The 22,406-nt window shown below is 65.9% G+C and carries 26 protein-coding genes and 1 tRNA gene; 10 read left to right on the top strand and 17 right to left on the bottom strand.

Annotated features, from left to right (window positions below; translation table 11 throughout):
- Positions 1-153 precede the first annotated feature (153 nt).
- From RH857_RS03045 to RH857_RS03030, 4 genes are read right to left on the bottom strand one after another with little or no spacing between them, the layout of a single operon-like run.
- A complete protein-coding gene (locus RH857_RS03045) occupies positions 154-1,650 on the bottom strand; it encodes a sodium/solute symporter (protein ID WP_310536499.1) in 1,497 nt (498 codons plus the stop codon).
- Positions 1,647-2,030, bottom strand: a complete 384-nt coding sequence (locus RH857_RS03040) for a hypothetical protein (RefSeq protein WP_310536498.1) — start codon at positions 2,028-2,030, stop codon at positions 1,647-1,649. Before RH857_RS03040 ends, RH857_RS03045 begins: the two co-directional genes overlap by 4 nt.
- Entirely contained in the window at positions 2,027-2,755 is a 729-nt protein-coding gene (locus RH857_RS03035; RefSeq protein WP_310536497.1) for a LytR/AlgR family response regulator transcription factor, read from the bottom strand. The genes RH857_RS03040 and RH857_RS03035 overlap by 4 nt, the downstream gene beginning before the upstream one ends.
- Positions 2,752-3,579, bottom strand: a complete 828-nt coding sequence (locus RH857_RS03030) for a sensor histidine kinase (protein WP_374761111.1) — start codon at positions 3,577-3,579, stop codon at positions 2,752-2,754. The genes RH857_RS03035 and RH857_RS03030 overlap by 4 nt, the downstream gene beginning before the upstream one ends.
- Before the next feature lie 193 nt (positions 3,580-3,772).
- Here RH857_RS03030 and RH857_RS03025 point away from each other — a divergent pair, with 193 nt between their 5' ends.
- Positions 3,773-5,461 (top strand): OFA family MFS transporter, encoded by a 1,689-nt coding sequence (locus RH857_RS03025; protein ID WP_374761110.1) that lies wholly within the window; start codon positions 3,773-3,775, stop codon positions 5,459-5,461.
- Positions 5,462-5,559: 98 nt separating this feature from the next.
- Here RH857_RS03025 and RH857_RS03020 read toward each other — a convergent pair whose 3' ends face one another.
- The 6 genes from RH857_RS03020 to rpsB all read right to left on the bottom strand — a co-directional run bounded on the left by RH857_RS03020 (position 5,560) and on the right by rpsB (position 10,273).
- A complete protein-coding gene (locus RH857_RS03020; RefSeq protein ID WP_310536496.1) occupies positions 5,560-6,120 on the bottom strand; it encodes a DivIVA domain-containing protein in 561 nt (186 codons plus the stop codon).
- 4 nt (positions 6,121-6,124) lie between these two features.
- Positions 6,125-7,033: a phosphatidate cytidylyltransferase gene (locus tag RH857_RS03015; protein ID WP_310536495.1), complete on the bottom strand. Its 909-nt coding sequence runs from the start codon at positions 7,031-7,033 to the stop codon at positions 6,125-6,127.
- A gap of 11 nt (positions 7,034-7,044) precedes the next feature.
- Positions 7,045-7,602: a ribosome recycling factor gene (gene frr, locus RH857_RS03010; RefSeq protein ID WP_310536494.1), complete on the bottom strand. Its 558-nt coding sequence runs from the start codon at positions 7,600-7,602 to the stop codon at positions 7,045-7,047.
- Between the two features lie 106 nt (positions 7,603-7,708).
- Complete coding sequence (gene pyrH, locus RH857_RS03005; RefSeq protein ID WP_310536493.1) at positions 7,709-8,428, bottom strand: UMP kinase; 720 nt, start codon at positions 8,426-8,428, stop codon at positions 7,709-7,711.
- Positions 8,429-8,569: 141 nt separating this feature from the next.
- The gene (gene tsf / locus RH857_RS03000) at positions 8,570-9,409 is read right to left on the bottom strand and encodes a translation elongation factor Ts (RefSeq protein ID WP_310536492.1); all 840 of its coding nucleotides are present in this window, start codon (positions 9,407-9,409) and stop codon (positions 8,570-8,572) included.
- A 30-nt stretch (positions 9,410-9,439) separates the two neighbouring features.
- Positions 9,440-10,273 carry a 30S ribosomal protein S2 gene (gene rpsB, locus RH857_RS02995; RefSeq protein ID WP_310536491.1) on the bottom strand — a complete coding sequence of 278 codons (834 nt, stop codon included), beginning with the start codon at positions 10,271-10,273 and terminating at the stop codon, positions 9,440-9,442.
- Between the two features lie 492 nt (positions 10,274-10,765).
- Between rpsB and RH857_RS02990 the strand changes: the two genes are divergently transcribed.
- From RH857_RS02990 to RH857_RS02980, 3 genes are all read left to right on the top strand, one after another.
- Entirely contained in the window at positions 10,766-11,401 is a 636-nt protein-coding gene (locus RH857_RS02990) for a M23 family metallopeptidase (RefSeq protein WP_310536490.1), read from the top strand.
- Positions 11,379-11,978 carry a maleylpyruvate isomerase family mycothiol-dependent enzyme gene (locus tag RH857_RS02985; protein WP_310536533.1) on the top strand — a complete coding sequence of 200 codons (600 nt, stop codon included), beginning with the start codon at positions 11,379-11,381 and terminating at the stop codon, positions 11,976-11,978. Before RH857_RS02990 ends, RH857_RS02985 begins: the two co-directional genes overlap by 23 nt.
- Positions 11,979-12,093: 115 nt before the next feature.
- Positions 12,094-12,273: a hypothetical protein gene (locus tag RH857_RS02980; protein ID WP_310536489.1), complete on the top strand. Its 180-nt coding sequence runs from the start codon at positions 12,094-12,096 to the stop codon at positions 12,271-12,273.
- Positions 12,274-12,404: 131 nt separating this feature from the next.
- On the opposite strand, the gene RH857_RS02975 is transcribed toward RH857_RS02980, so the two are convergent.
- Both RH857_RS02975 and RH857_RS02970 read right to left on the bottom strand, forming a co-directional pair.
- A complete protein-coding gene (locus tag RH857_RS02975) occupies positions 12,405-12,884 on the bottom strand; it encodes an SRPBCC family protein (RefSeq protein WP_374761109.1) in 480 nt (159 codons plus the stop codon).
- A gap of 137 nt (positions 12,885-13,021) precedes the next feature.
- The gene (locus tag RH857_RS02970) at positions 13,022-14,101 is read right to left on the bottom strand and encodes a glycosyltransferase family 4 protein (protein WP_310536488.1); all 1,080 of its coding nucleotides are present in this window, start codon (positions 14,099-14,101) and stop codon (positions 13,022-13,024) included.
- A 56-nt stretch (positions 14,102-14,157) separates the two neighbouring features.
- Between RH857_RS02970 and RH857_RS02965 the strand changes: the two genes are divergently transcribed.
- Genes RH857_RS02965 through RH857_RS02950 form a run of 4 tightly spaced genes read left to right on the top strand, consistent with a single transcriptional unit; the run spans position 14,158 to position 17,323 of the window.
- The gene (locus RH857_RS02965; RefSeq protein WP_310536487.1) at positions 14,158-15,147 is read left to right on the top strand and encodes a zinc-dependent alcohol dehydrogenase; all 990 of its coding nucleotides are present in this window, start codon (positions 14,158-14,160) and stop codon (positions 15,145-15,147) included.
- Positions 15,148-15,168: 21 nt separating this feature from the next.
- Complete coding sequence (locus RH857_RS02960; protein WP_310536486.1) at positions 15,169-15,588, top strand: 6-pyruvoyl trahydropterin synthase family protein; 420 nt, start codon at positions 15,169-15,171, stop codon at positions 15,586-15,588.
- A complete protein-coding gene (locus RH857_RS02955) occupies positions 15,588-16,706 on the top strand; it encodes a glycosyltransferase family 4 protein (protein ID WP_310536485.1) in 1,119 nt (372 codons plus the stop codon). Before RH857_RS02960 ends, RH857_RS02955 begins: the two co-directional genes overlap by 1 nt.
- Complete coding sequence (locus tag RH857_RS02950) at positions 16,706-17,323, top strand: class I SAM-dependent methyltransferase (RefSeq protein ID WP_310536484.1); 618 nt, start codon at positions 16,706-16,708, stop codon at positions 17,321-17,323. The genes RH857_RS02955 and RH857_RS02950 overlap by 1 nt, the downstream gene beginning before the upstream one ends.
- Here RH857_RS02950 and RH857_RS02945 read toward each other — a convergent pair.
- From RH857_RS02945 to RH857_RS02930, 4 genes are all read right to left on the bottom strand, one after another.
- Positions 17,321-17,394, bottom strand: a tRNA-Met gene (locus RH857_RS02945). The genes RH857_RS02950 and RH857_RS02945 overlap by 3 nt on opposite strands.
- A 60-nt stretch (positions 17,395-17,454) precedes the next feature.
- Positions 17,455-18,654 carry a glycosyltransferase gene (locus RH857_RS02940; protein WP_310536483.1) on the bottom strand — a complete coding sequence of 400 codons (1,200 nt, stop codon included), beginning with the start codon at positions 18,652-18,654 and terminating at the stop codon, positions 17,455-17,457.
- 12 nt (positions 18,655-18,666) lie between these two features.
- Positions 18,667-19,335 carry a CDP-alcohol phosphatidyltransferase family protein gene (locus RH857_RS02935; protein ID WP_310536482.1) on the bottom strand — a complete coding sequence of 223 codons (669 nt, stop codon included), beginning with the start codon at positions 19,333-19,335 and terminating at the stop codon, positions 18,667-18,669.
- A gap of 12 nt (positions 19,336-19,347) precedes the next feature.
- A complete protein-coding gene (locus RH857_RS02930) occupies positions 19,348-20,175 on the bottom strand; it encodes a phage holin family protein (RefSeq protein ID WP_310536481.1) in 828 nt (275 codons plus the stop codon).
- Positions 20,176-20,292: 117 nt separating this feature from the next.
- On the opposite strand from RH857_RS02930, the gene RH857_RS02925 reads away from it, so the two are divergent.
- The gene (locus tag RH857_RS02925) at positions 20,293-20,742 is read left to right on the top strand and encodes a TM2 domain-containing protein (RefSeq protein ID WP_310536480.1); all 450 of its coding nucleotides are present in this window, start codon (positions 20,293-20,295) and stop codon (positions 20,740-20,742) included.
- A gap of 26 nt (positions 20,743-20,768) precedes the next feature.
- Here RH857_RS02925 and RH857_RS02920 read toward each other — a convergent pair whose 3' ends face one another.
- Complete coding sequence (locus RH857_RS02920; protein WP_310536479.1) at positions 20,769-21,635, bottom strand: siderophore-interacting protein; 867 nt, start codon at positions 21,633-21,635, stop codon at positions 20,769-20,771.
- 211 nt (positions 21,636-21,846) lie between these two features.
- On the opposite strand from RH857_RS02920, the gene RH857_RS02915 reads away from it, so the two are divergent.
- The gene (locus tag RH857_RS02915; protein WP_310536478.1) at positions 21,847-22,362 is read left to right on the top strand and encodes an Hsp20/alpha crystallin family protein; all 516 of its coding nucleotides are present in this window, start codon (positions 21,847-21,849) and stop codon (positions 22,360-22,362) included.
- Positions 22,363-22,406: the final 44 nt, after the last annotated feature.

The following is a 22,406-nucleotide window of genomic DNA, read 5'->3' as shown; positions in this document are numbered from 1 at the left end:
GGCACGCGGCGCGGAGTCGATGAGCCGGAGAAGAGCGGCTCAGACGGGCCGGGCGCGCGGCGCGGAGCGGGCGAGGATGAGGCGAACCGACCGGACGGGGTAGCGCAAAGCAGCCGGGCGGACGGGGTAGCGCACCACCTCGCGCGAGACCGGTCAGGGGTTCTCGGGAAGGTGCAGCCGGGCCAGCACGCGCTCGGTGTTTGCCGGGGGCTTCCCCGTCCCCAGACGACTGACCAGCACCGTGACAGCAAACGCCAGCGGTACGCACCACGGCGCCGGGTACTGGAGCAGCACTAGGGCACCGTCAGCCTGCACGGTCGCCTCCCCGCCCGGAGTGCGGGAACCCAGCACCAGCGCCAATCCCAGTGAACCCAGCGAGGCGGCTGCCCCCGTGACCATGCCGGCTACCGCACCCTGAGCCGTGATCTTCGACCACCAGATGCCCAGCAGCAGCAGCGGCGCCAAGGAAGAGGCCGTGAAGGTGAACACCATAGCCACCGCCCCGGCCAGGGGCACGTGAGTGGTCGCCGTCGCCAGCGCCAGAGGCAACGCCCCGGCAAGCACTGCCCCGATGCGGAATCCCCGGACCGTGCCGCCGAAGAACTCCTGGGACAGCACACCAGAGACCGAGACCACCAGGCCTGAGGTGGTGGACAGGAAGGCGGCAAAGGCGCCGCCGGCCACCACGGCGGTCAGCACATCCGCCCCGGCCCCGGCGAACACCGCTCCGGGGAGCTGCAGCAGCGCACTGTCCGGAGAGCCGAGATCCGCCTCCTGAGTCAGCACCCCGCGGGCGATGACCCCCAGCGCCACCGGCAGCACGTAGAACCCGGTCAGCAGCACCAACAGCAGAAACGTGGTGCGGCGGGCCGCGTCGCCGTCGGGGTTGGTGTAGAACCGCACCAACACGTGCGGCAGACCGATGGTGCCCAGCATCAGCGCCAGGATCAGCGAGACCGTGCGGTAGAACTCTGTGGCAGCCCCGGCGGTCTCCTCCTGCCAGACTGCGCTGAAGTCAGGCCGCTGCCCGTTGGCGAGCGTGCCCGGCTCGAGCAGGCCCAGCTGCAGCAAGATGAACACCAGCGGTACCAGCAGGGCACAGAACTTGATCCAGTACTGCACCGCCTGGGCGATGGTCACCGACCGCATTCCACCGGGCATCACCGTGGCCATAACCACCAGCACCACGATCACGGGCCCGGCCCACGGGGGCAGTCCCGCCGCGGTGGAGGCGACCAGGGCGGCTCCGTGCAGCTGGGGAATGATGTAGAGCCATCCGGTGAGCACCACGAGCATCACGGTGAGGACCCGCAACCGGGATGAGGAGAACCGCAGGGAGACGAAGTCCGGAACCGTATATGCCCCGGAGCGGCGCAGCGGCCCCGTCATGAACAGCAGCATGGTCAGGCAGCCGGCGGTGTAACCCAGCGGATACCACAGCCCATAGCTTCCCTCGGCGACGATCAGCCCGGCCACCCCCAGGAAGCTGGCCGCCGAGATGTACTCCCCGGCCAGGGCGGACGCGTTCATCCGCGGGGATACTCGGCGTGAGGCAACGTAGAAGTCCCTGGTGGAGCGGGCTACCCGCAGCCCGAACAGGCTCACCAGCACCGTCACCAGGCACACGACGACGACGGCAGCGACGGTCACAGCTTGCTCCCGCCCCGGACCCGCCGGTGATAGGCGCGGTCATACCGCAGGATGCGGCGCAGGTAGAAGCCCCCGGCGGCAAGAATCACCGGGTAGAGCACCAGTCCGGGCAGTGCCCAGTGCAGCGGCCCCTCCCCCGGCACCGCCACCATCGCCACGTAGATGAGCACCGCCAGCCCGAAGAAGCCGGAGGCGATGGTAGCGGCGAGGCGCAGCTTCGCGGAGATCAGCTCCTGCACCCCTGCATCCTGTGCGGCTGTCCCGGCACTGTCGCGCAGGTGTCCGCGCCGGGGATCCAGCAGTGCTTCCTCTGCGGTGGGCGCGATCTGCGGCCCCACCACTCGCTGCCGCGCCGGGAACGCCTCGTCCTGTGTGGTCATCGGCCCACCGAAGCGAGTCGGTCCCGGACCTGGGGCATCAGGCGGCGGCTGACGTCCAGATCCTCCCCTGCAACCCTGATGCTCATGCGGCCGGATCGCTGCTGAACCCGCTCTACGTGGTGGAGGCTCACGAGGTGGGAGCGATGGATGCGGACGAACCCATGCGGACCCCACTGCTCCTCGAGATCGGAAAGCGCGGCCCGCAGCAGAAAGGAGCCGCGGTCGGTGTGCAGACGGGCATAATCGCCCTGGGCCTCGGCCCGTCGGATGGCTGGCAGCTCCAGGAGGACGGTGGAGTCGCCGCGGCTTACGGGAATGCGCGGGGGCGCGGGGGCTGAACCGCCGGGCTCCGGTGTCAGCGCCTCAGATGCGCGGGTCAGTGCCTCGCGGAGACGGGAGGCCCGGACCGGCTTGAGAAGGTAGTCACGAGCTGCGAGCTCGAAGGCCTCCACGGCGGGCTGCGCATCGGCAGTGATGAAGATGATCTGCGGTGCAGGCTGGCCCTCCACGGCCTTCTCCGTGAGCTGGCGCGCCAGCTCCATCCCGCTCTGGCCGGGCATGTGGATGTCCAGGAGCACGACGTCGATCGGCTGGGTACTGAGGATGTGCTTAGCCTGGGCCGCGTTGTGGGCGCTGTGGACGCTCTCTGCCAGCGGCTCGGACTCCAGCAACCACTGCATCTGGGTCACCGCGGGCTTCTCGTCGTCGACGACCAGGATTCTCATGTGTTCTCCCCTGTGCTGGAGCCGAACGCGCCGGGTTGGAACTTGGGCACACGCATGCTGACCCGCATACCGGCCCCCTCGGCGGTGTCTATCTGCAAACCGTTGGCCCCGCCGTAGGCCTGCCGCAGGCGCAGGTCCACGTTGCGCAGCCCGATGTGGGAGCTGCCCTCCTCTCCCGCGAGGACCCTGCGGATCTGCTCAGGGTCCGCCCCGGGGCCATCGTCCTCCACGCTGATCACAGCGTGGGTGCCCTCGTCGTGGCCACTGAGCCTCACCCGCGCCTGCCCGGTCGCAGAGTCCATGCCGTGCCGGACGGCGTTCTCGACCAGGGGCTGCACCGCCAGGAACGGCAGTCGCAGGCTGAGCACTTCCGGGGCGATCTCCAGACGCACCTGAACCCGGTCCTCGAACCGGGCCTGCTCCAGCAGCACGTACCGCTCCACGGCGGCCAGTTCCTCCTCCAGCGTGGTGAAGTCGCCCTCGGCTCGCAGGCTGTAGCGGGTGAAGTCGGCGAAGTCGACCACCAGTTCCCGGGCACGCACCGGGTCGGCGGGAATGGTCGCGGCGATCGCGTTGAGGCTGTTGTAGATGAAGTGCGGAGAGATCTGGCTGCGCAGGGTTCGCAGCTCGGCCTCCACCAGCTGGCGACGTGTCTGTTCGGCGAGGGCCCGGTAGTCCACCGGCTCAGCAGTGACTGGTTCGACGACGGGAGCGTCCTCCGCCGGCTGAGTCGGGCGGCCCCGGGTCGCCACGAAGAGGACCAGGGCGGTGAGGACGGCGATGATGACCACCAAGATCACCGTCGTCGCGCTCGCCTGCTCCATACCCCTAAGTGTAGGGACTCCCCTGGAGGCCGGACGTCTGAGGCAGATTCACGGCACTGACCGCTGGGCGCAGGAACAGTGCCGCTCGTCGTATCTGGACGGCCCTTGGTTCAACCCTCATGCCATCGTGTGTGCTGAGTCACAACGAAGTGACACTTTGTTCTGTGCCCCATGACTTCAAGAAAGGCAGCTGATGACTGGCTCATCCACCGCCACAGCGGTAGAGAACCGGCAGCCGAAGGCTAGCCCGGTGATTGCCGATACTCGCGCCCCCTCCTACCACAGGATTAAGGCTGGCCCCGGGTTCAACCGGTGGCTGATTCCGCCGGCTGCCCTGGCGATCCACATGTGCATTGGGCAGGTCTACGGCACCTCCGTCTACCAGTCCCGACTGGCCGGACACTTCTCCGACGACCCGCTGGTGGGCATCTTCGGCCGGCTCCTGGGCCCCATCTTCGGCGGTGAGAGCGCGGCTCAGACCGCCGTGGCGTTCTTCGCGTTCTCTCTGTCGATTGTGCTGATGGGCCTCTCGGCCGCCCTGTTCGGCAAGTGGGTCGACTACCGCGGACCGCGGATGGCCATGTTCGCCTCCACCACCTTCTGGATCACCGGCTTCCTGGTCGGTTCCGTGGGCATCTTCACCCAGCAGCTGTGGCTGGTGGGACTCGGCTACGGCGTGATCGGCGGCATCGGTCTGGGCATCGGTTACATCGCTCCGGTCTCCACCCTGATGAAGTGGTTCCCGGACCGACCGGGCCTGGGAACCGGCATGGCCATCATGGGCTTCGGCGTCGGCGCCATGATCGCCGCCCCGTTCTCCAACATGATGCTGGGCTTCTTCGACGGGCGCGGCATCGGCCAGGGCACCTCCGTGGGCTACCTCTTCCTGACCCTGGCGGTGATCTACACCCCGATGATGCTCTTCGCCGCGTGGATCGTGCGTGTTCCCGCAGACGGATGGAAGCCGGAGGGCTTCGACCCGTCGAAGAAAAAGGCCGCCAAGATGGTCTCAGCGGGCAATGTCACCGCCAACAACGCCCTGAAGACCCCTCAGTTCTGGCTGCTGTGGGTGGTGTTGTTCGTCAACGTCACCGCCGCGGTGGGCCTGCTTCCCCAGGCAGCCAACCTTGTGCAGGACTTCTTCCGCGATTCGGCAACGGGTGAGACCTTCGCCTCACCGGAGGTCGCTGCCGTTGCGGCCGCCGGGTTCGTGGGCTACCTCTCGCTGACCAACACTCTGGGCCGTTTCGTGTGGGCCTCGACCTCGGACAAGATCGGCCGCAAGCCGATGTACATGATCTACCTGGGTCTGGGTGCGGCGCTCTACCTGTCGCTGGCCACCTTCGGCAACTCCAGCATGGCCGCGTTCATTCTGCTGGCCGGCATCATTCTGTCCTTCTACGGCGGCGGATTCGCCACGATCCCCGCCTACCTGCGGGACCTCTTCGGCACCCTGCAGGTCGGGGCCATCCACGGCCGCCTGCTGACCGCCTGGTCGGCTGCGGGCATCGCCGGCCCCGCCATCGTGAACATCACCCTGGACTCCTCCGGTGGGTCCCCGGGTGTGGACCTCACGGCTGCGGACTACCGGCCCGCGCTCTACATCATGGCCTGCCTGCTGGTGGTCGGCTTCGTGGCGAACCTCATGGTCAGCCCGGTCCACAAGAAGTGGCATGAGGAGTCCAAGGCTCCGGCCTCCGCAGAGGGAGGCAACGGCTCCGAGACGGCTGCCCAGCAGCAGGCGAAGACCAGGGCCGCGGCCCTGAAGCCGGCCGGCCGACCGATCGTTCCGATCCCGGCAGCCTGGGCCATCGTCGCGATCCCGATGCTCTTCGGCCTGACCTACACCTTCCTCAACGCGGTGCGTCTGTTCTCCAGCTGATTCCCGCTCCAGCGGGGCAGCACCGCTGAAAATGACGATGGGCCCGTCCCCCACTGGGGGCGGGCCCATCGTCGTCACGACGTAAGAGAGAGAGACGTTCAGCCGACGCTGGCCATGATCTCCGTCATGCGGTCCAGGAAGGCATCCACCTGCGCCTCGTCGTAGCCGTGGGCGCCAGTAGAAGCAGTGAAGGTAATGGTGCGGATCTCGTCCACGCTCATGGGGTTCTCTCCGTCGAGGTACTGCTCCAGCTGTCGGCACAGCTCATCGACCTGCTCCTTCTGGTAACCGATAGCGCTGGACTGTGCAGGCTCACGGAAGCGGCGGCCGTCGGGACGCTCCAGACGGCGGCGCAGGGGCTCGGCCCGCTCGGCCAGCAGCTCGTACCAGGCATCTTCGCCATGCTGCTCGATATAGCGGTCCCGTTCGGCACCGGCAAAGGCATCCTCCAGGCGGTCCAGGGCGGCGTCAACCTCTGCGGGGTCGTACCCTCCGGGGCCCATGGAGAAGCTGGCATCGCGGATCTCGGACAGCGGCATACCGCGGCCGGAGTCGTAGGCCTCGCGGGCCCGTGCCATGAATTCGTCGACTTCACCGCGGTGATAGCCCTGCTCCTGCTCTGGCAGCAGAGTAAACAGTGGAGTGGTAGTGGTCGCCATGGTCTTAGCCTAAAGGAAGAGAGGCGGAATCAGAGGTAAGCGCCACGATCACAAAAAAGGCCGTGGGCATGGCGAAGACCAGGGAGTCCAAACGGTCCATGAGCCCTCCGTGGCCGGGCAGCACCTGGGACATGTCCTTCAGGCTGAGTTCCCGCTTGACCATGGACTCGCTGAAGTCCCCGGCGGTCGCCGCGATGACAACGGTGACGGCCAGGATGCCGCCGATGTAGACAGGCTCGTCGAAGATCAGCCATGAGGTCAGTACGCCCACGAGCACGGCGCCGGTCATGGAGCCAGCGAAGCCTTCCCAGGACTTCTTGGGACTGACCTTGGGCGCCATCGGATGTTTGCCGAAGAGCACTCCGGCGATATAGCCGCACGTGTCATTGGCCACCACCAGAAGTACGACGACGGCAAGGCGCCAGTTGCCGCCGTCGATGGCCAGCAGCAGCACGGCGAAGGAGATCAGGTACGGCACCCAGCAGGCAACGAAGATCGAGGCCATCAGCGAGCGGCTCGGATCCGGCACACGCGTCAGCGCCGCGCCGATGAGGATCGCGGTGCAGGTCACCATCAGCGCCAGGGTGAGCGCCTCAACGCCTCCGTAGTAGGCGGAGGCGGGCATCGCCGCGGCACCGAGGTACAGCGGGATCTTGGGAATCCGGAGCCTGTCGCCGGTCTCGGTGACCCTGCTCTCCAGCGCCCGAGCCACTTCCCAGACACCCACGCACAGCAGCACGGTCCAGACTGCGATGAGCAGCTCTTCGAAGAAGAAGATGCCCACCACCGCCGGTACCAGGAGCACGACGCCGGTGGTGATGGCGGCGGGCAGATCCCGCCCCGCCTTGGGCGTGCGCACCGGCTTCGCCAGCGGCGGGACGGTCTCTGGGCTGTGCGGGCTGGGGTGGCTCATGGGAACGAGGCTCAGACCTCGAGGAGCTCGGCTTCCTTGCGCTTGGTCATCTCATCGATGCGCTCAACGTACTTCTTGGTCAGCGACTCCAGCTCCTTGGTGCCGCGCTCGCCCTCGTCTTCACCGACTTCGCCGTCCTTGACGGCCTTTTCGATGGCATCCTTCGCCTTGCGACGGGCGTTGCGAACGGAGACCTTGTGGTCCTCTCCCTTGCCCTTGACGAGCTTGACGTACTCCTTGCGGCGCTCCTCGGTCAGCTCCGGCATGGTAATGCGGATCTGCTTGCCGTCGTTGGAGGGGTTGGCGCCGATCTCTGAGTCTGAGAGGGCCTTTTCGATTTCGCGCATGGCGGAGACGTCGTAAGGAGTGATGAGGATGGTGCGGGCGTCGGGAGTGGCGAACGACGCCAGCTGCTGCAGCGGGGTCGGAGAGCCGTAGTAGTCCACGAGCACCTTGGAGTACAGGGAGGGGTTGGCACGGCCGGTGCGCACGGTCGCGAAGTCCTCAGAGGTGGCCTCCACGGTTCGCTGCATCTGCTCTTCTGCTTCGAGCAGGGTCTCATCAATCACGGTGTCTCCTTGGGGTTCTTCTTCGACGTCTGTGGTGAAGTCTACTTGGCGTCGTCGCGCCGGGCGCTCAGCGGAGCCGCTTCAGGTGCGTTTCCGGCCCAGGCGGTCAGGGGGTGACCAGGGTGCCGATTTCCTCGCCCAGCAGTGCACGGGTGACGTTGCCCTCTCCCTCCATGCCGAAGACGCGCATGTTGAGGTTGTTGTCATTGCACATGGTCATGGCGGTCTGGTCCATCACACGGATGTCCCGGCGCAGCGCGTCGCCGTAGGTCAGGTGGTCCAGCTTCTGGGCGGTGGGGTCCTGGCGGGGATCGGCGGTGTAGACGCCGTCGACGCCGGACTTGGCCATCAGCACCATGTCTGCCCCGACTTCCAGAGCGCGCTGGGCGCAGACGGTGTCGGTGGAGAAGTAGGGCATGCCGGCTCCGGCGCCGAAGATCACCACGCGGCCCTTCTCCATGTGGCGGATGGCGCGCAGGGGAATGTAGGGCTCAGCGACCTGTGCCATGTGGATGGCGGTCTGCACGCGGGTGGGCTGTTCGGCTTGCTCCAGGAAGTCCTGCAGGGCCAGGCAGTTCATCACGGTGCCCAGCATGCCCATGTAGTCAGCGCGAGCGCGGTCCATACCGGCCTTGGAGAGCTCAGCACCGCGGAAGAAGTTTCCGCCTCCGACGACGACGGACACCTCGACCTGGTCTCGCACGGCGGCGATCTGATCGGCGATCCCCCGGACCGTGGCCGGGTCCACGCCCACGGAGCCGCCTCCGAACACCTCGCCGGAGAGCTTGAGCAGGACGCGACGGCGAGAAGGGGCGTTCTCAGACATGGGACTCCTTGTGGTGAGAGGAAGCGGGGCTGGTGCGGGGAAGGGAGAGGGGCACAGAAAAAGGGGGTGACCATCACTGTTGGATGGCCACCCCCTTGATCAGCGTTCAAGCGTTGGAGGACAGTCTAACGAACTTGGCCCTCAGTTGCCGACGCGGAAGCGCGCGAAGCCGACGGCGTTGGTGCCGGCAGCCTCCAGGACCTTGGCCACGGTCTGCTTGGGATCCTTGGCGAAGGGCTGGTCAACGAGTACGTGCTCCTTGAAGAACGCGTTGGTACGACCCTCGATGATCTTGGGCATAGCCTGCTCCGGCTTGCCCTCGGCCTTCGCGGTCTCCTCGGCGATGCGACGCTCGTTCTCGACGGTCTCGGCCGGCACCTCATCGCGGGTGAGGTAGGTCGGCACGATGGCGGCGGCGTGAACAGCCACGTCGTGAGCGGCGGTCTTGGCCGCGTCGGAGTCGGCGTCAACGGCCACCAGCACACCCACCTGGGCGGGCAGATCCTTGGAGGTCTTGTGCAGGTAGGCGTCGACGTAGCCGCCGGTCACCTTGGCGATGCGACGCACAACGACCTTCTCGCCCAGGACAGCGGCCTCTTCGGTCACGTAGTCCTCAAGCTTCTTGCCCTCGACGTCGGCGGCCAGCAGGGCCTCCAGGGAGTCCACCTCAGCGGCGACGGCGACCTCGAGGACCTTCTCTGCCAGAGCCACGAACTTGTCGGACTTGGCGACGAAGTCGGTCTCAGCGTTGACCTCCACCAGGTAACCGGTGGTTCCGCCCACGACCTTGGCAGTCACCAGGCCCTCAGCTGCGGAGCGGCCCTCGCGCTTGGCAGCGCCCTTGAGCCCCTTGATACGGATGGCCTCGATGGCCTTATCCATGTCACCGTTGGCCTCATCGAGAGCCTTCTTCACATCCATCATGCCTGCGCCGGTGCGCTCACGCAGGGCCTTGATGTCTGCAGCGGTGTAGTTCGCCATGAGTTTCGCGTTCCTCTCGTAAAAGGGTGATCAGGCTTCGGTGGTCTCAGTGGCTTCGGCGGCGGGAGCCTCAGCCTCGGCCTTGCCGGCCTGCTCTGCGGCGTGCTGCTCCAGCAGCTCGCGCTCCCACTCGGCCATCGGCTCGGCTGCGCCGGAGCCGCCGCCGCGCTTCTCCTCGCGGGCGATGATGCCGTCGGCAACAGCGTCAGCAATCACGCGGGTCAGCAGGTCCACGGAGCGGATGGCGTCGTCGTTGCCCGGGATGGGGTAGTTGACGTCGTCGGGGTCGCAGTTGGTGTCGAGGATGGCGACAACCGGGATGCCCAGCTTCTTGGCCTCGTCCACAGCCAGGTGCTCCTTGTTGGTGTCAACAACCCAGAGGGCAGACGGAGTCTTGTTCAGGTTGCGGATACCGCCGAGGTTGGCCTGCAGCTTCTCCAGCTCGCGCTTGAGCAGCAGCAGCTCCTTCTTGGTGTGGCCGGAGCCGGCGACGTCGTCGAAGTCGATCTCTTCCAGCTCCTTCATCCGCTGCACGCGCTTGGAGACGGTCTGGAAGTTGGTGAGCATACCGCCGAGCCAGCGGTGATTCACGTAGGGCTGACCCACGCGGGTGGCCTGCTCAGCGATGGCCTCCTGAGCCTGCTTCTTGGTACCGACGAACAGGATGGAGCCGCCGTGGGCCACAGTCTGCTTGACGAACTCGTAGGCGCGGTCGATGTAGCTCAGCGACTGCTGCAGGTCAACGATGTAGATGCCGTTGCGCTCGGTGAAGATGTAGCGCTTCATCTTGGGGTTCCAGCGGCGGGTCTGGTGGCCGAAGTGCACACCGGAGTCGAGCAGCTGGCGCATGGTGACGACAGGCATGATGTCCTCTCTTGGCCGGGCTTGAAGAACCTTAGATCTCTAAGGCAGCACCGGCGTTGTTTTCTCGGTTACGGGTTGTGAAGACCGCTAAGGTCTCCGCGTTCTCCGGCTCTCCCGGAGTCCTGGCTGCGAAGCGGCGGGTGCCCCGTTCCCGGACATACGCTGTCCCTGGGGTACTCACGCGGAGTCAGCACCTGGATCAGCGGGGTATGGACCGATGGGAACGTCCTGCTGTTTCCATGATGAGAACATCCTGGGGACGGGCAGGGATTCGCAGCGCGTAGTCAGTCTGCGTGGGCGCACGGCAGTGCGCACAGTTCAACTGCTGTGCCCCAGTCTAGCCGCATGGGGAGGAATTCCCCAACCGATGCGTAGCGGATCCGCCGGGCGAGGTTTTCCCCACCAAAGCGACGTGTGATTCGCCGCGCCGTCTGCCCTCTCGGCCGGGCATGCGGGAGAGCGCCAGCGACGACGCCGGCCCACTCTGGTGCTATGCCCTCTTCCAGCATCTCCTCCGCCAGTCCCCCTCCCCAGGTTCTGCTACCGGCTTCCGGGCGTCCCGTCCTCTGGTGGCCGCGGAGCCGGGGACTTCTGATTGCCGTAGGAGCGCTGATGATGCTGCTGGGCCTGCCGCCCACGGCGCCGGCCGCCGCAGGAGACGTCAGCGTCGCTGGGTACCTCCCCAGCGACTGGGAGCGACCCGTCAGCGGCGAGGTGCTGCGCGAGTTCGAAGCCCCGCCGGCTCCCTGGGCGGCGGGACACCGAGGAGCGGATCTGGCCGTTCCCGGTGGCGAGGAGATCCGCGCGCCGGCGCACGGTGTCGTGAGCTTCTCCGGGCGAGTGGTCAACCGGCAGGTGCTGTCCATCGAGCACGGTTCGGGGCTGGTGAGCTCCTTTGAGCCGGTGGACTCGGAGTTGAAGGTTGGGGATGCGGTGAGCCGGGGCGAGGTCCTGGCGGAGCTGGGCGTCTATGAGGACGGCTCCACCCACTGCGAGGGACAGCCCTGTGTGCACTGGGGCGTCCGCCTCCACGGCGAATACATCAACCCGCTGCTCCTCCTGGGCGAGCTCGAACCCTCGGTCCTGCTTCCTCTCCCGTTCGCTCCTGCGGTCATGGACTATCACTGAGCTGGCCGATCATCTGGGCAGCGTCCACGTATGGGCAGCCAGTAAATGTACCGACCAACCCCCTGAACCCAGCCAGGACGTAGAACTCATCACTATGGCCGAACGCTATGCCGTTCGAGCAGACCTGCTGCTCAGCACGCTGCGAGAGGTCGCCCCGTATCGGGAATGCACCATGCTGACGGGTAGAGGCCGCGTCAGCTTCTGGCACCGGCGCCAGGCACATGAGACGCTGATCCACCTGTGGGATCTGCGCAGCGCCCTGGGTAAACCGGAGCCCGATATTGATACAGCGGTGTGGGGCGACTGCATCGATGAGGTCGTCAACGTCATGTATCCGCGGCAGGTCACCCAAGGCCGCGCAACAGTGCCAGATGCTCAATTGCAGCTTCAGGCAAGGGATCTGGGCCGGTCCTGGCAGCTAGGAAGGCCTACTCCGCAAGCGCACTCTGCGGAGGTGATAGGCACCGCTTCCGCCCTGGCCTTGATGCTCTGGGGGCGCGCGGACCAGGAATCAGTCATGGTCGAAGGCGATGCGTCAGTCCTGGAAACTTTCCTGGCCGAAGCGCTGACCCCGTGAAGCACCAACCTATTCAGCTTTGAGCGGTTTCCTTGCGTGAGCCTAGCGGCGGTCTCCCTGGGCGGCGCGACACCGCGGAGCGGCTCTGGCCCCTCCGGGTGGCGGATTGCTCCGCGTGCCGGCAGACGGCCGCGGCGAGATCATCGCGCACCTGAGCGTCTACGAGGATGGCAGCACTCGCTGCGACCAGCCCTGCGTGCAGCGGGGTGTGCACGTCTACGGCGACTACATCAAACCGCTGCTTCTCCTCGGCGAGCTCGAACCCTCGGGGCTTCTGCCGCTGGACCCACGCTGAGCGAAAAACGCACGGGGCGGTATCCGGCACAGCTGGACCCCGGCGGATGGGCCGCCGGGGTCCAGCTACAGAACAGGCACGGTACCGAACAGAGGCACTGGGGATGCCTGCTGGGCGGTCAGCCTGTCACGTCACAGGGAGGTGCCTGAGCCGCCTCCCTGGCCGATCTCGCCTCGCCACGCACCGGTGGCGTAGCCCTCGGACTCAATGAGCTCCTTGAACCGCTCAAGATCCTTCTCTGCGCGATTGTCCACGACATTGAGCTTGTCCCCGGCCTTTTCCACCCATCCCTCAGGGTCGTACTCCAGCACCAGGTGCACCTCGGTGCTCTCCGGGCCTGCCGCGTTGAACGTCACGACTCCCGAGTTCTGGGCACCCTCGGTCGTCGTCCAGGCAATCTTCTGGTCGGGAACCTGCTCGAGGATCTCGGCCTTCCATTCCCGGCGGACGCCGCCGATCTCAGCGACCCATTCCAATCGCTTGTCGTCCAGCTGGCGAACGGATGAGACACCACCCATGAAATGCGGGAAGTCCTCGAACTGGGTCCACTGGTTATAGGCGGTGGACAGCGGAACTTCTACGACGATGCTCTTCTCGACCTTGGTCGTCATGACATCTCCTCCTTTGGGGATCGTCCGTCACCGCGGTGATAGGAGCCGCGATGCCAGCGACTCTACAGACGCGCCAGGGGTCCTAACAGAGGGCTGCGCTGAACATCCGCTGGGAGTTTCCAGTGCTCGAGGCGCCTCTAACGAGTCGTCATCACCGACTCGGCGAGCGCCACCAGACGCTGGGCCGAGTCCTGCCACGTATAGGTCTGGCTCTGACGCCGGGCGGCCCGGCTCGCTGAGCGGAACACCTGCGGGTCCTCCAGCCGCCGTACCGCTGCCGCCATCTGCTCGGGACTGCGGACCGCCTGGGCACCGGCATCGCGAACCGCTGCCGCCGTGATCTCCCGGAAGATCGGCAGGTCGGAGACGATCACGGGAGTGCCGTGACTCATTGCCTCCACAACGGGCAGGCCATAACCCTCTGCCCGGGACAGAGTCACCAGGGCAGTGGCAGAGCGCAGCAGCTGCTGATAGTCCTCCTCCGGAATACCGTTGTGGAAGACCAGTTGACGCGGACGGTCTGCCAGTCCGCTGAGCTGGGCTCGCCGGGCGGGAGTAATGGGTGAGCACAGATGCAGCCGGTAGTCCGGCAGCAGGTTCAGGCCCGCGATCACTGCCTCGACATTCTTGTACTCCATGAACGAGCCCATATAGACCAGCTCTTTACGGGCCCCCTCCCCCGGCTCCCGCGCCTGGTCAACCGGCTGCGGAGCGTTGGGGATGACGTGAACCGGACGCCGGGTCAGCCGATGCTCGGCAATGAGCCCCCGGGTGGTCTCTGAGACGGTCGCGATGGCGTCGGCCCTGTTCAGGGCGAAGCGCTGCGGCGCATACGAGGTGTGATAGAGCCGCCACCCCAGCCGCACGGGTGCCGGAAGGTCCCGTGGGGGCGTCGGGTGCTCGTAGTAAATCAGGTCGTGGAGCGTGAGGATCAGGGGGTAGGCCCTTCCTGTGCTGCCCATCGTCTGCATGGGAGAGAAGACGACGTCTGGCCGGAGACCATTGACCTGCCGGGCCACGAAAGGTTCGCGCGCGGAGGTCGGCGAGGAGATGGTGACCGACGGCAGTTCCGGCAGCAGGTTCAGCTGCCGGGGATCGTGGATGAGCATGGTGATCTCCGCAAGCTCAGCAGCGGCCTCCACCAGCGAGGCGGTGTAGCGGGAGATCCCGTCATGCACCTGGGTCCGGACGTAGCGGCAGTCCACGAAGAGTCTCACACGCCCATTGTTCCAGCTTTCAGGTTGTATCCGGACTGACTTGGGAGGATCGGCGGGTGGAGAGAGCACAGGAGTATTGGACGCAGGCCCCGTGGCAGGGCACCCTGCGCAGCACTGAGGCGCCGAGCCCGGGCGATGGTGAGATTCTCATCCGCACCGAGGTCTCAGGGATCTCCCGGGGTACCGAGACTCTGGTGCACCGGGGCGAGGTTCCGGACCGGATTGCAGAGCTGATGCGTGCCCCGTTTCAGCTCGGGAGCCTGCCGGCACCCGTCTCCCACGGTTATCTGAACGTGGGCGAGGTGCTCGAGGGTCCAGAGTCCCTGCGCGGCCGCAGAGTCTTCACGCTGGCGGGACACCGCAGCCACATCGTGGTCCCCGAGGAGGCCGCGCACCCCGTTCCCGACAACTGTCCCTCCTCTCGGGCGCTGCTGGCCGGACTGGCGGAGGTGGCGCTGAACGGCATCTGGGAAGCCCAGATCTCACTGGCCGAGCGGGTCGCCGTCGTCGGGGGTGGTCTTGTGGGACTGTGCACCGCACTGCTGGTGTCGCAGCTGAGCCCGCAGCGCGTAGAGGTTCTTGAAGTTGATGAGCGGCGCCGCGCTTTCATCTCCGCCCTGGGTCTGACGGCAGTGGCTCCTGAGGACGCCTCGTCGGACCACGACGTGGTGATTCACACCTCCGCCACGGAGGCGGGGCTGAGCCGAGCCCTGGAGATCACCGGCGACGACGGCACTCTTGTGGAGCTTTCCTGGTACGGCGAGCGCGCCCCGCAGGTGCCCTTGGGCGCGGACTTTCACGCAAGACGGCTTCGGATCATCGGCAGCCAGGTGGGCGAAGTCGCCGCACCCAAGCGCCTGCGCCGAAGCCGGGCGGAGCGCCTCTCCACCGCGCTGGGGCTGCTCGATGAGCGGTTCGACCAACTCATCACCGGCTCCAGCCCACTCGATGAGCTTCCCCGCGTCATGGACGACTTCGCCCTGGGCGCGGACTGGACCCGCAGTGAGATGCTGCATGTAGTGACTTACGGCGAACGAGACGACTGAGACCTAAAGGAGCGTACGACCATGATTGAAACCACCCCGGTGTTCCGACTCAGTGTGGATGACCACGTGATGATCGCGCATTCGCTGAAGGACCCGTTCTTCGGCCCTGCCCAGCGGCTGCACGGGGCGACGCTGGCCATCACCGCGACCTTCGAACGCCAGGGATTGGACGAACACGGGGTGGTGATGGACATCGGGATGGCCACGGAGATGCTCTCTGAGGTCCTCGACCCCCTGCGCTATCAGAACCTCGATGAGCACCCGGACTTCCTCAACAAGCTCAGCACTACCGAAGTCGTCTGCCAGCACATCGCCCTGCGTCTGGCGGAGGCGCTTCCGGAGGATCACCAGCTGCGAGCTCTGGAAGTGGCAGCCGAGGAGCATCCGCGGGCCCGAGCCTCGGCCCGCATCGAACTGGAGTGGGGCACCGCGTCCGCGTGATGCTGTGGATCGAGCCTGACCTGGGCACCGTCAGCGGAGGGCTGCGGTACAACCAGCAGGTCCGGGCCGCGCTGAACCGGATGGGCGTGAAGACTTCCGTGATCGCGTTGCCTCCGCAGGACGGCGCGGCTGCCCTCGATGTGGAGGGGGTCCGGTCTGCTCGCCTCGCTCACGGAGTCGATACTGCCGGATCGGGGCTGGTGGTGGTGGACGGTCTCCTGGGCTCGGCCCACCCTGAACTGTTCGACGGCGCTTCCCCTGCCGCGGACGTTCTCTTGGTCCATCTTCCGGCAGCCGCGGCTCAGGAAGCTGAGGGTCTCGGTGACCCCGAGGTGGTGTCTCGGGAGAGGTGGGCAGTCCTGAACGCGCCGCATGTTGTGGCGGTCAGCAGCTGGGGAGCCGATGAGCTGCGTCGACGCTACCGCCGACAGGACGTTCACGTGGCAGTACCTGGAGTGCACAGGGACTCAGGACTCCCGGACTCAGGGCAGCGGGACTCAGGGCTCCCGGACCCAGGGCAGCGGGCCTCGACGGACCGGCCCTCGAGCCACAGGGACAGCCCGGCCTCGTCCTATGCACCAGGCCCAGGCAGCGTCGTGCGGCTCACTACGGTGGCAGCACTGAACCCGCTGAAGAACCACAGACTGCTGATCGACGCCTTGGAGCCGCTGCTCGACTACGAGTGGACTTGGGTCCTGGCGGGCCCCGGGGCCGAGACGCCATGGGGCGTCCAGGTTCTGAAGGAAGCGAGGGAGCGGCTTCCCGGGCGGGTTGAGTACCGCGGGGTGCTCAACCCCGGCGAGGTCACCGCACTGTGGGGGCAGACCGATCTTCTCTTGTTGCCCTCACTGGTGGAGACCTACGGGATGGTGGTCACCGAAGCCTGCGCGCAGGGAGTCCCGGCCGTGGTCTCCGAGGGAACCGGCGCCCAGGAGGCAGCGGCCGACGCCGGTCTGGTCGCGGATCCCCGCTCCCCCGCGGAATGGTCGGAGACGCTGCGCAGGTACTTCGAGGACCCTGAACTGCGGAACTCCTTAGCCGAGAAGGCAGCGAGACGTCGTCAGACTCTGCCGGAGTGGGAAGAGACCGCGCAGGTCTTCTTGGGCCTGGGCGAATGATGGCATCCTCACCGGGCCAGGTCTCCGCCGCCTACGGTGCGCGCGCTGCTGAGTACATTGCGGCGCTGGGCTCGTTGGATGCTATGGCCTACAAAGATGTGGAGACGATCACCGACTGGGCTGACGGTCTCGAAGGCTTGGTCCTTGACGCCGGTTGCGGTCCAGGCCACTGGACAAAGCTGCTCCAGAGCAGAGGGGTGTCCGTCCGCGGAATTGACATGGTGCCTGCTTTCATCAGGCACGCCTCACGCCGTTACCCGGACGTCTCATTTCAGCTCGGGACGCTGGAGTCCCTGCCTGCAGCTGCTGAGTCCTTAGGCGGGATCCTCGCCTGGTACTCCATAATTCACACAGAACCGCAGGAGGTGCCCGGCCTCCTGGAGGGCTTCTTCCGGTCCCTGCGTCCTGGCGGGTCCGTGCTTCTCGGTGTGTTTGAGGGTCCAGACCTGAGACCCTTTGACCACGCGGTGGCCCCGGCTTATACCTGGCCTGTCCCTGAGATCCGGCATGCGCTGCTCGGGGCGGGCTTCCGCGTATCGCGCACTGTCACCAGGCAGGACCAAGGGAGCCGTCCCCATGCGGCGCTCATTGCTGAGCGCCCTGCCGTCACACTGTAGGGAGTACGGGACTTGAACCCGTGACCCAAGGATTATGAGTCCTCTGCTCTAACCAACTGAGCTAACTCCCCCTGCGCGGGCCCGGCGTCACACGCCGAACCACGCTGGTCCATAGTAGCTGAGGGCAGCCCTCAGGACTCCTCGAACTGATCTGTGTAGACCCAGTCTGCGCCTTGGTACAAGGCTTCGTAGGCAGCCATGGTTTTGGCAATCGCATGCTGATTGGCCTTCTCCCGGCTTGCACGGCCCATGGTGGCGCGCTCGGAGGCAGTGAGCTGGAAGATCTGTTCCAGACGCCGGGCCAGATCCTCGGCGTTGAACGGCTCGAAGAGATAACCGTTCTCCCCTTCAGAGACCAGATGGGGAAGCGCCAACGCGTCAGCGAGCACCACAGGCTTCCCGGCACTCATGGCCTCCAGCGAGACCAAGGACTGCAGCTCAGCGGTGCCCGGTTGGCAAAAGACGTCTGCCGCGATGTAGGCCCGCCGCAGTTCCACGTCTCCTACGTGGCCGCGCATACTGACTCGATCATCCAACCCCAGCTCCGTGATGAGCTCGCGGAGTCGGTCACGCTGTTCACCGTCACCGACGATCTCCAGACCAATGTCCAAGGACGGGTCGGTGAGAGCGATGGCACGGATCAGGACGTCGACGTTCTTCTCAACCGCCAGGCGGCCCACGAAGAGGACCGTGGGGCGGGAATGCCGGGCGATGTCCTCCCCCGAGCGTGGAGCGTAGTAGTCCACATCGATGCCGTTGGACAGAGGCAGCACACGGTCGAATCCGGCCTTGTCCTTCATCGTCTCCGCAGCCAGTGGCGTGGGCGTGGTGACCACCGACGCCTTGCCCATCAGTCTCCCCATATCTCGCCACGAGTTGCGCGAGACGATGCGCTTGAACCACCGGGGGAAGGGCAGAAACGGATCGAGGTTCTCCGGCATGAAATGGTTGGTGGCGATGGTCCGCACACGATGCTTCTCCGCCGCGAGGATTGCCGCTTTGCCGATCATGTAATGGCACTGAACATGCACCACGTCCGGCTCAAGCTCCGCGACCAGGCGGTTCATCGAGGGTTCGATCATCCATGGCAGGCAAAGCCTGTAGTACTCATGCGTCGGAGCCTTGAAGGAACGGAAGCGGTGGATAGTCGCCTCCGGGCGCTGCTCCACCGTATCCGGTCCCGGACCGGGCCGGGCCGCAGCGATATGCACCTCGTGCCCGCGGGCGCTCATATGGCGAGCCAGACGGTAACCGAAAACGGCAGCTCCGTTGACGTCGGGCGGGTAGGTATCAGCGGCGATGAGGATTTTCAGCGTCTCAGCTGTACTCACGTGTGATGGACCTCAGGCGTTCTCGAGGGCGGGCTGCGCCCAGCGCTTCCTGTCCCAGGGGTTGATGCCCTGGGTGCGCAGGCGCCGGAACTTGGCGTGGGCTTGGAAGAAGTAGTCGAGGGAGGCGATCACATGCATGATGCCTCCAGCGATCAGCAGAGACTCGGCCACCAGCGGGAAGAGCCCGGCCAGCAGCTCGGCAAAATCCTCCAGCTGGGCCAGCAGCAGTAGCGGCAGCGCCACCATGAGGCACGCGGTGCGGATCTTGCCCATGCCCGAGACCGGCAGCTGAGGCGACCCCGCGAACAGCACCGCGGAGTTGAGGAACAGCAGAAAGTCCGGAAGCAGAATCAGCCATAGCAGCCAACTGGGGGCTACCTCGAAGTACACCAAGGCTGCCGTGACGATGACCATAGCCAGACGATCTGCCAGCGGATCCAGCCAGCGTCCCACAGTGCTCAGCTGGTTGAAGAACCGCGCGACGAACCCGTCGATCCAGTCCGTCGCGCCAAGGACGACGAGGACCCAGAACGCCTCCCAGTACGAACCTTCGCTGACGAACCAGACGAAGACCGGCACCAGGAGGAAGCGCAGGATGGTGATGACATTCGGAACAGTCCAGAACGTCGTCTTGACGGTGTACTCGAAACCCTCCCGGGTTCCGGCACCTATGAGTCTCACGGCGGCGTACGTCTATTTCTTGATCAGCTCACGCAGGAAGACCGCTCCGGCCGCGGCGGAGCCAGCCGCCACGCTCAAGGGCTTCCAGCGTGCAGAGACGAACTCTTTGGCCTTTGCGGCCGGATCATCCTGGGACGAGGCTGCCCCTGCCGGGGTGGGCTGTGCGGTCTGGGGTGCATCGTCCAGCGGCGAGGTTGCCAGATCGTCGTCGGCGACCTTGCGCTTGGGCAACCGAGAGGTGAGCTGGTCCTGGAGACCGGCGATGTGGTCGCGGCGCAGCGCCGTGCGACGCAGCAGCTCACGATAAGTGGGCTGGGTGGGCTGGCCCGCGCCAGGCTTCTTCTTGTCCTCGGCGGCGCGGCGCTTGGCCTCTTCCTTCGCCTTGCGCTTCTGCTCGTCCGCACGGTCCAGGGATCGCGGATCGAAGTCGGTGCCTTCGCGTGCAACTCCGAGGTCCATACGCAGACCGCGGATGGCGTCTTCCGGGACCAGGGGCATTGCCTTCTTGAACTTGGCTACGCCGATGAGTGCGAAGATCACCGCAATCAGCAGGAAGATGCCGGCCACGATCAGCGCGGCGGCCCAGAGCTCGAAGATGAGAGCGAAGGCGGCGATGGCGGCGACGATGAGCGCCACCACCAGGAAGGTCACGAAGACCAGTCCCACCACCATAAGACCGGCGGCGATGCCGGCGGCGATGCCCTTGGCCTTCATCTGGCCGATGGCCAGCTGGATTTCGTCGGTGATCTGCTTCGGACCCAGCCGAAGCACGACCTTGATGAGGTCGAACAGCGACGTGCGTGGGGCCGTGCCCTTGTGCGCGGTGCCAGTCTTGGCCAAGACTACGCCTCCATCATTCGAATCTGCTGACCGATTACGTCCAAACTATCACCCTCGACCTGGACGAAGCCCGGGCACCCCCGGTCAGCGTGCAGACTGCCCACCTACAATGAGGGCATGGCCGGTGACTATGACCTCGACGAGCTCTACGCCAATACCTATACCGAGCAGGACCGGCTCGCCTTCGAGACACAGCCAATTTCGGAGAAGAAGTTCCTCATCGCCTGGACTCTCGCCCTCTTTCTGGGCCCCATCGGCGCGCAGCGGTACTACCTGGGCCTACTGCCTACCGCGCTACTGAAGACCGCCCTGTTCTGTGCCGGACTGGTCCTACTCGCCGTCGAGCTGACCAGTGCAGGACTTGCACTCCTGGGGATCGTGGGCGCCTGGACGATCATTGACCTGTTCCTGCTGCTCTCAGGCACCATGCGTGACCGCAAAGATCACCGGCTGGACGGCTATACCAAGTACGGGGGGATCTGCGCCGCTATCACGGTCCTCGCGCTGGTCGGCATGGTCGTCGTCGCCATGATCGTGGGCACGAGTGCGGGCGTGACCGGAGGCTGAGAGGACCAGGCCACCCGCAACGAGTCCTATTCGGGATCGATCTTGCCCACGGAGGTTCTCTTCTCCGCTTGAAACTGGTCTTCTCTGCGCCCATAGGCCCAGTACGCGGAGAGGGACATCCCCTTGCGGTCCAGCCCCCGCTCCTGCACGAGGAGTCTGCGTACGGCCTTCATCTGCTCCCGCTCACCGTGGATGAAGACTTGCACATCGCCTGCGGGAATCTGCACCTCACTCAGCGCGGTCGCCAGGAGGGTGCTCTCAGGGCTGAACGGGGCACCTCGGTGCAACCAGCGCACCTCGACGCCTGGGGGCGCGGAGAACGGCACCTCCTCAGCGGCGTCCTGCACCTCGAGCAGGACCAGCCCCCGTGCGCTGTCGCTCATTGATTCACAGGCAGCGGCAATGGCAGGCAGTGCCGCCTCGTCTCCGGCGATGAGGTGCCACTGAGCATCCTCGCGGGGCGAGTATCCCGCGCCGGGCCCAAAGAAGCTGATGAGATCCCCGGGCTGGGCACGAGCCGCCCACGGGCCCGCCAGGCCCTCCTCACCATGGATCACGAAGTCCACCCAGATCTCCCCGCGGGCGTGGTCCACGTGGCGAATCGTGTAGGTGCGGGTCACGGGCATCTGATCCATGGGGAGGCGCTCACGCAGAGCGTCCATATCGTAGGGACGCTCAAGCTCCAAGGCCGGATCTGCGAAGAGAAGCTTGATGTACTGATCCGTCGCGTCCTTGAACTCCAGGCCACTGAACCCCTCTCCCCCGAGCACCAGACGCACCATGTGCGGGCTGAGGCTCTCGCGACGCACGACCTTCAGGAGGTGCTGCACGCGGGGCTTGCGAGGCGCGGAGGTTGGCGTAGCGCCGGAGGGCGCGGAGACGGCGTCAGGCATAGCCTTACACTACAGGAAGGTGCGCCTTAGTTAGCAAGGCGTCCACAACGCAAGACTTGTATGACTCAATTTGCTGACGCCGCCCCCAAAAAAAGTGAGCGAAGTCCGCTCAAGTTTGGAATACAAGACGCCTCCAGACCGTTGAGGGAGGTGACAGCACACGGGTGCTGTTGCCGTTGTAAGCAATGAGTGAAGAAGGAGCTGATTGCTGATGATCAACCCCACCCTGACCCGCTTGGATCCGTTCTCCCTGATTGACGACGTGCTCCGCCAGGTGCGTGCCCCGTTGGCCGACGACGCACAGCGCCGCGCCGGCTTTGTCCCCGCCATCGATGCGCACCGGGAAGGCGAGGATCTGGTGCTCGCCGCCGATCTGCCCGGCCTGGACCCTGACAACGACGTCTCCGTTGAGCTCAGCGGCGGCGGGCGGACCCTCACCGTTTCCGGCGAGCGGAAGATGCGCCGCGAGGCCGAGGGTATGCGTGAGGTGCGCTACGGCTCATTCTCCCGCACCGTGACGCTTCCCGAGGCGGTGAGCCAGGACGCCATCAGCGCCGATTACGACGCCGGAGTCCTCACCGTTCGCGTGGCGGGCGTCTACGCCGAGGAGAAGCCTCACCGCATCTCCATCACCTCGGGAGCGCAGAAGGCGGAAGTGACCGCCAGCGAGCAGAAGAACACCGGACACGAGCACCTCGAGCAAAAGGACGAGGCAGCCAGCGCCTAGTCCGGCGCATTAGCCCGCCCGTGGCCCTCAAGCTCACGGGCGGG

The sequence above is a fragment of the Nesterenkonia flava genome (assembly GCF_031432335.1).
In the GTDB taxonomy this organism is placed as follows: domain Bacteria; phylum Actinomycetota; class Actinomycetes; order Actinomycetales; family Micrococcaceae; genus Nesterenkonia; species Nesterenkonia flava.
This window is presented reverse-complemented; position numbering and strand designations above follow the sequence as displayed.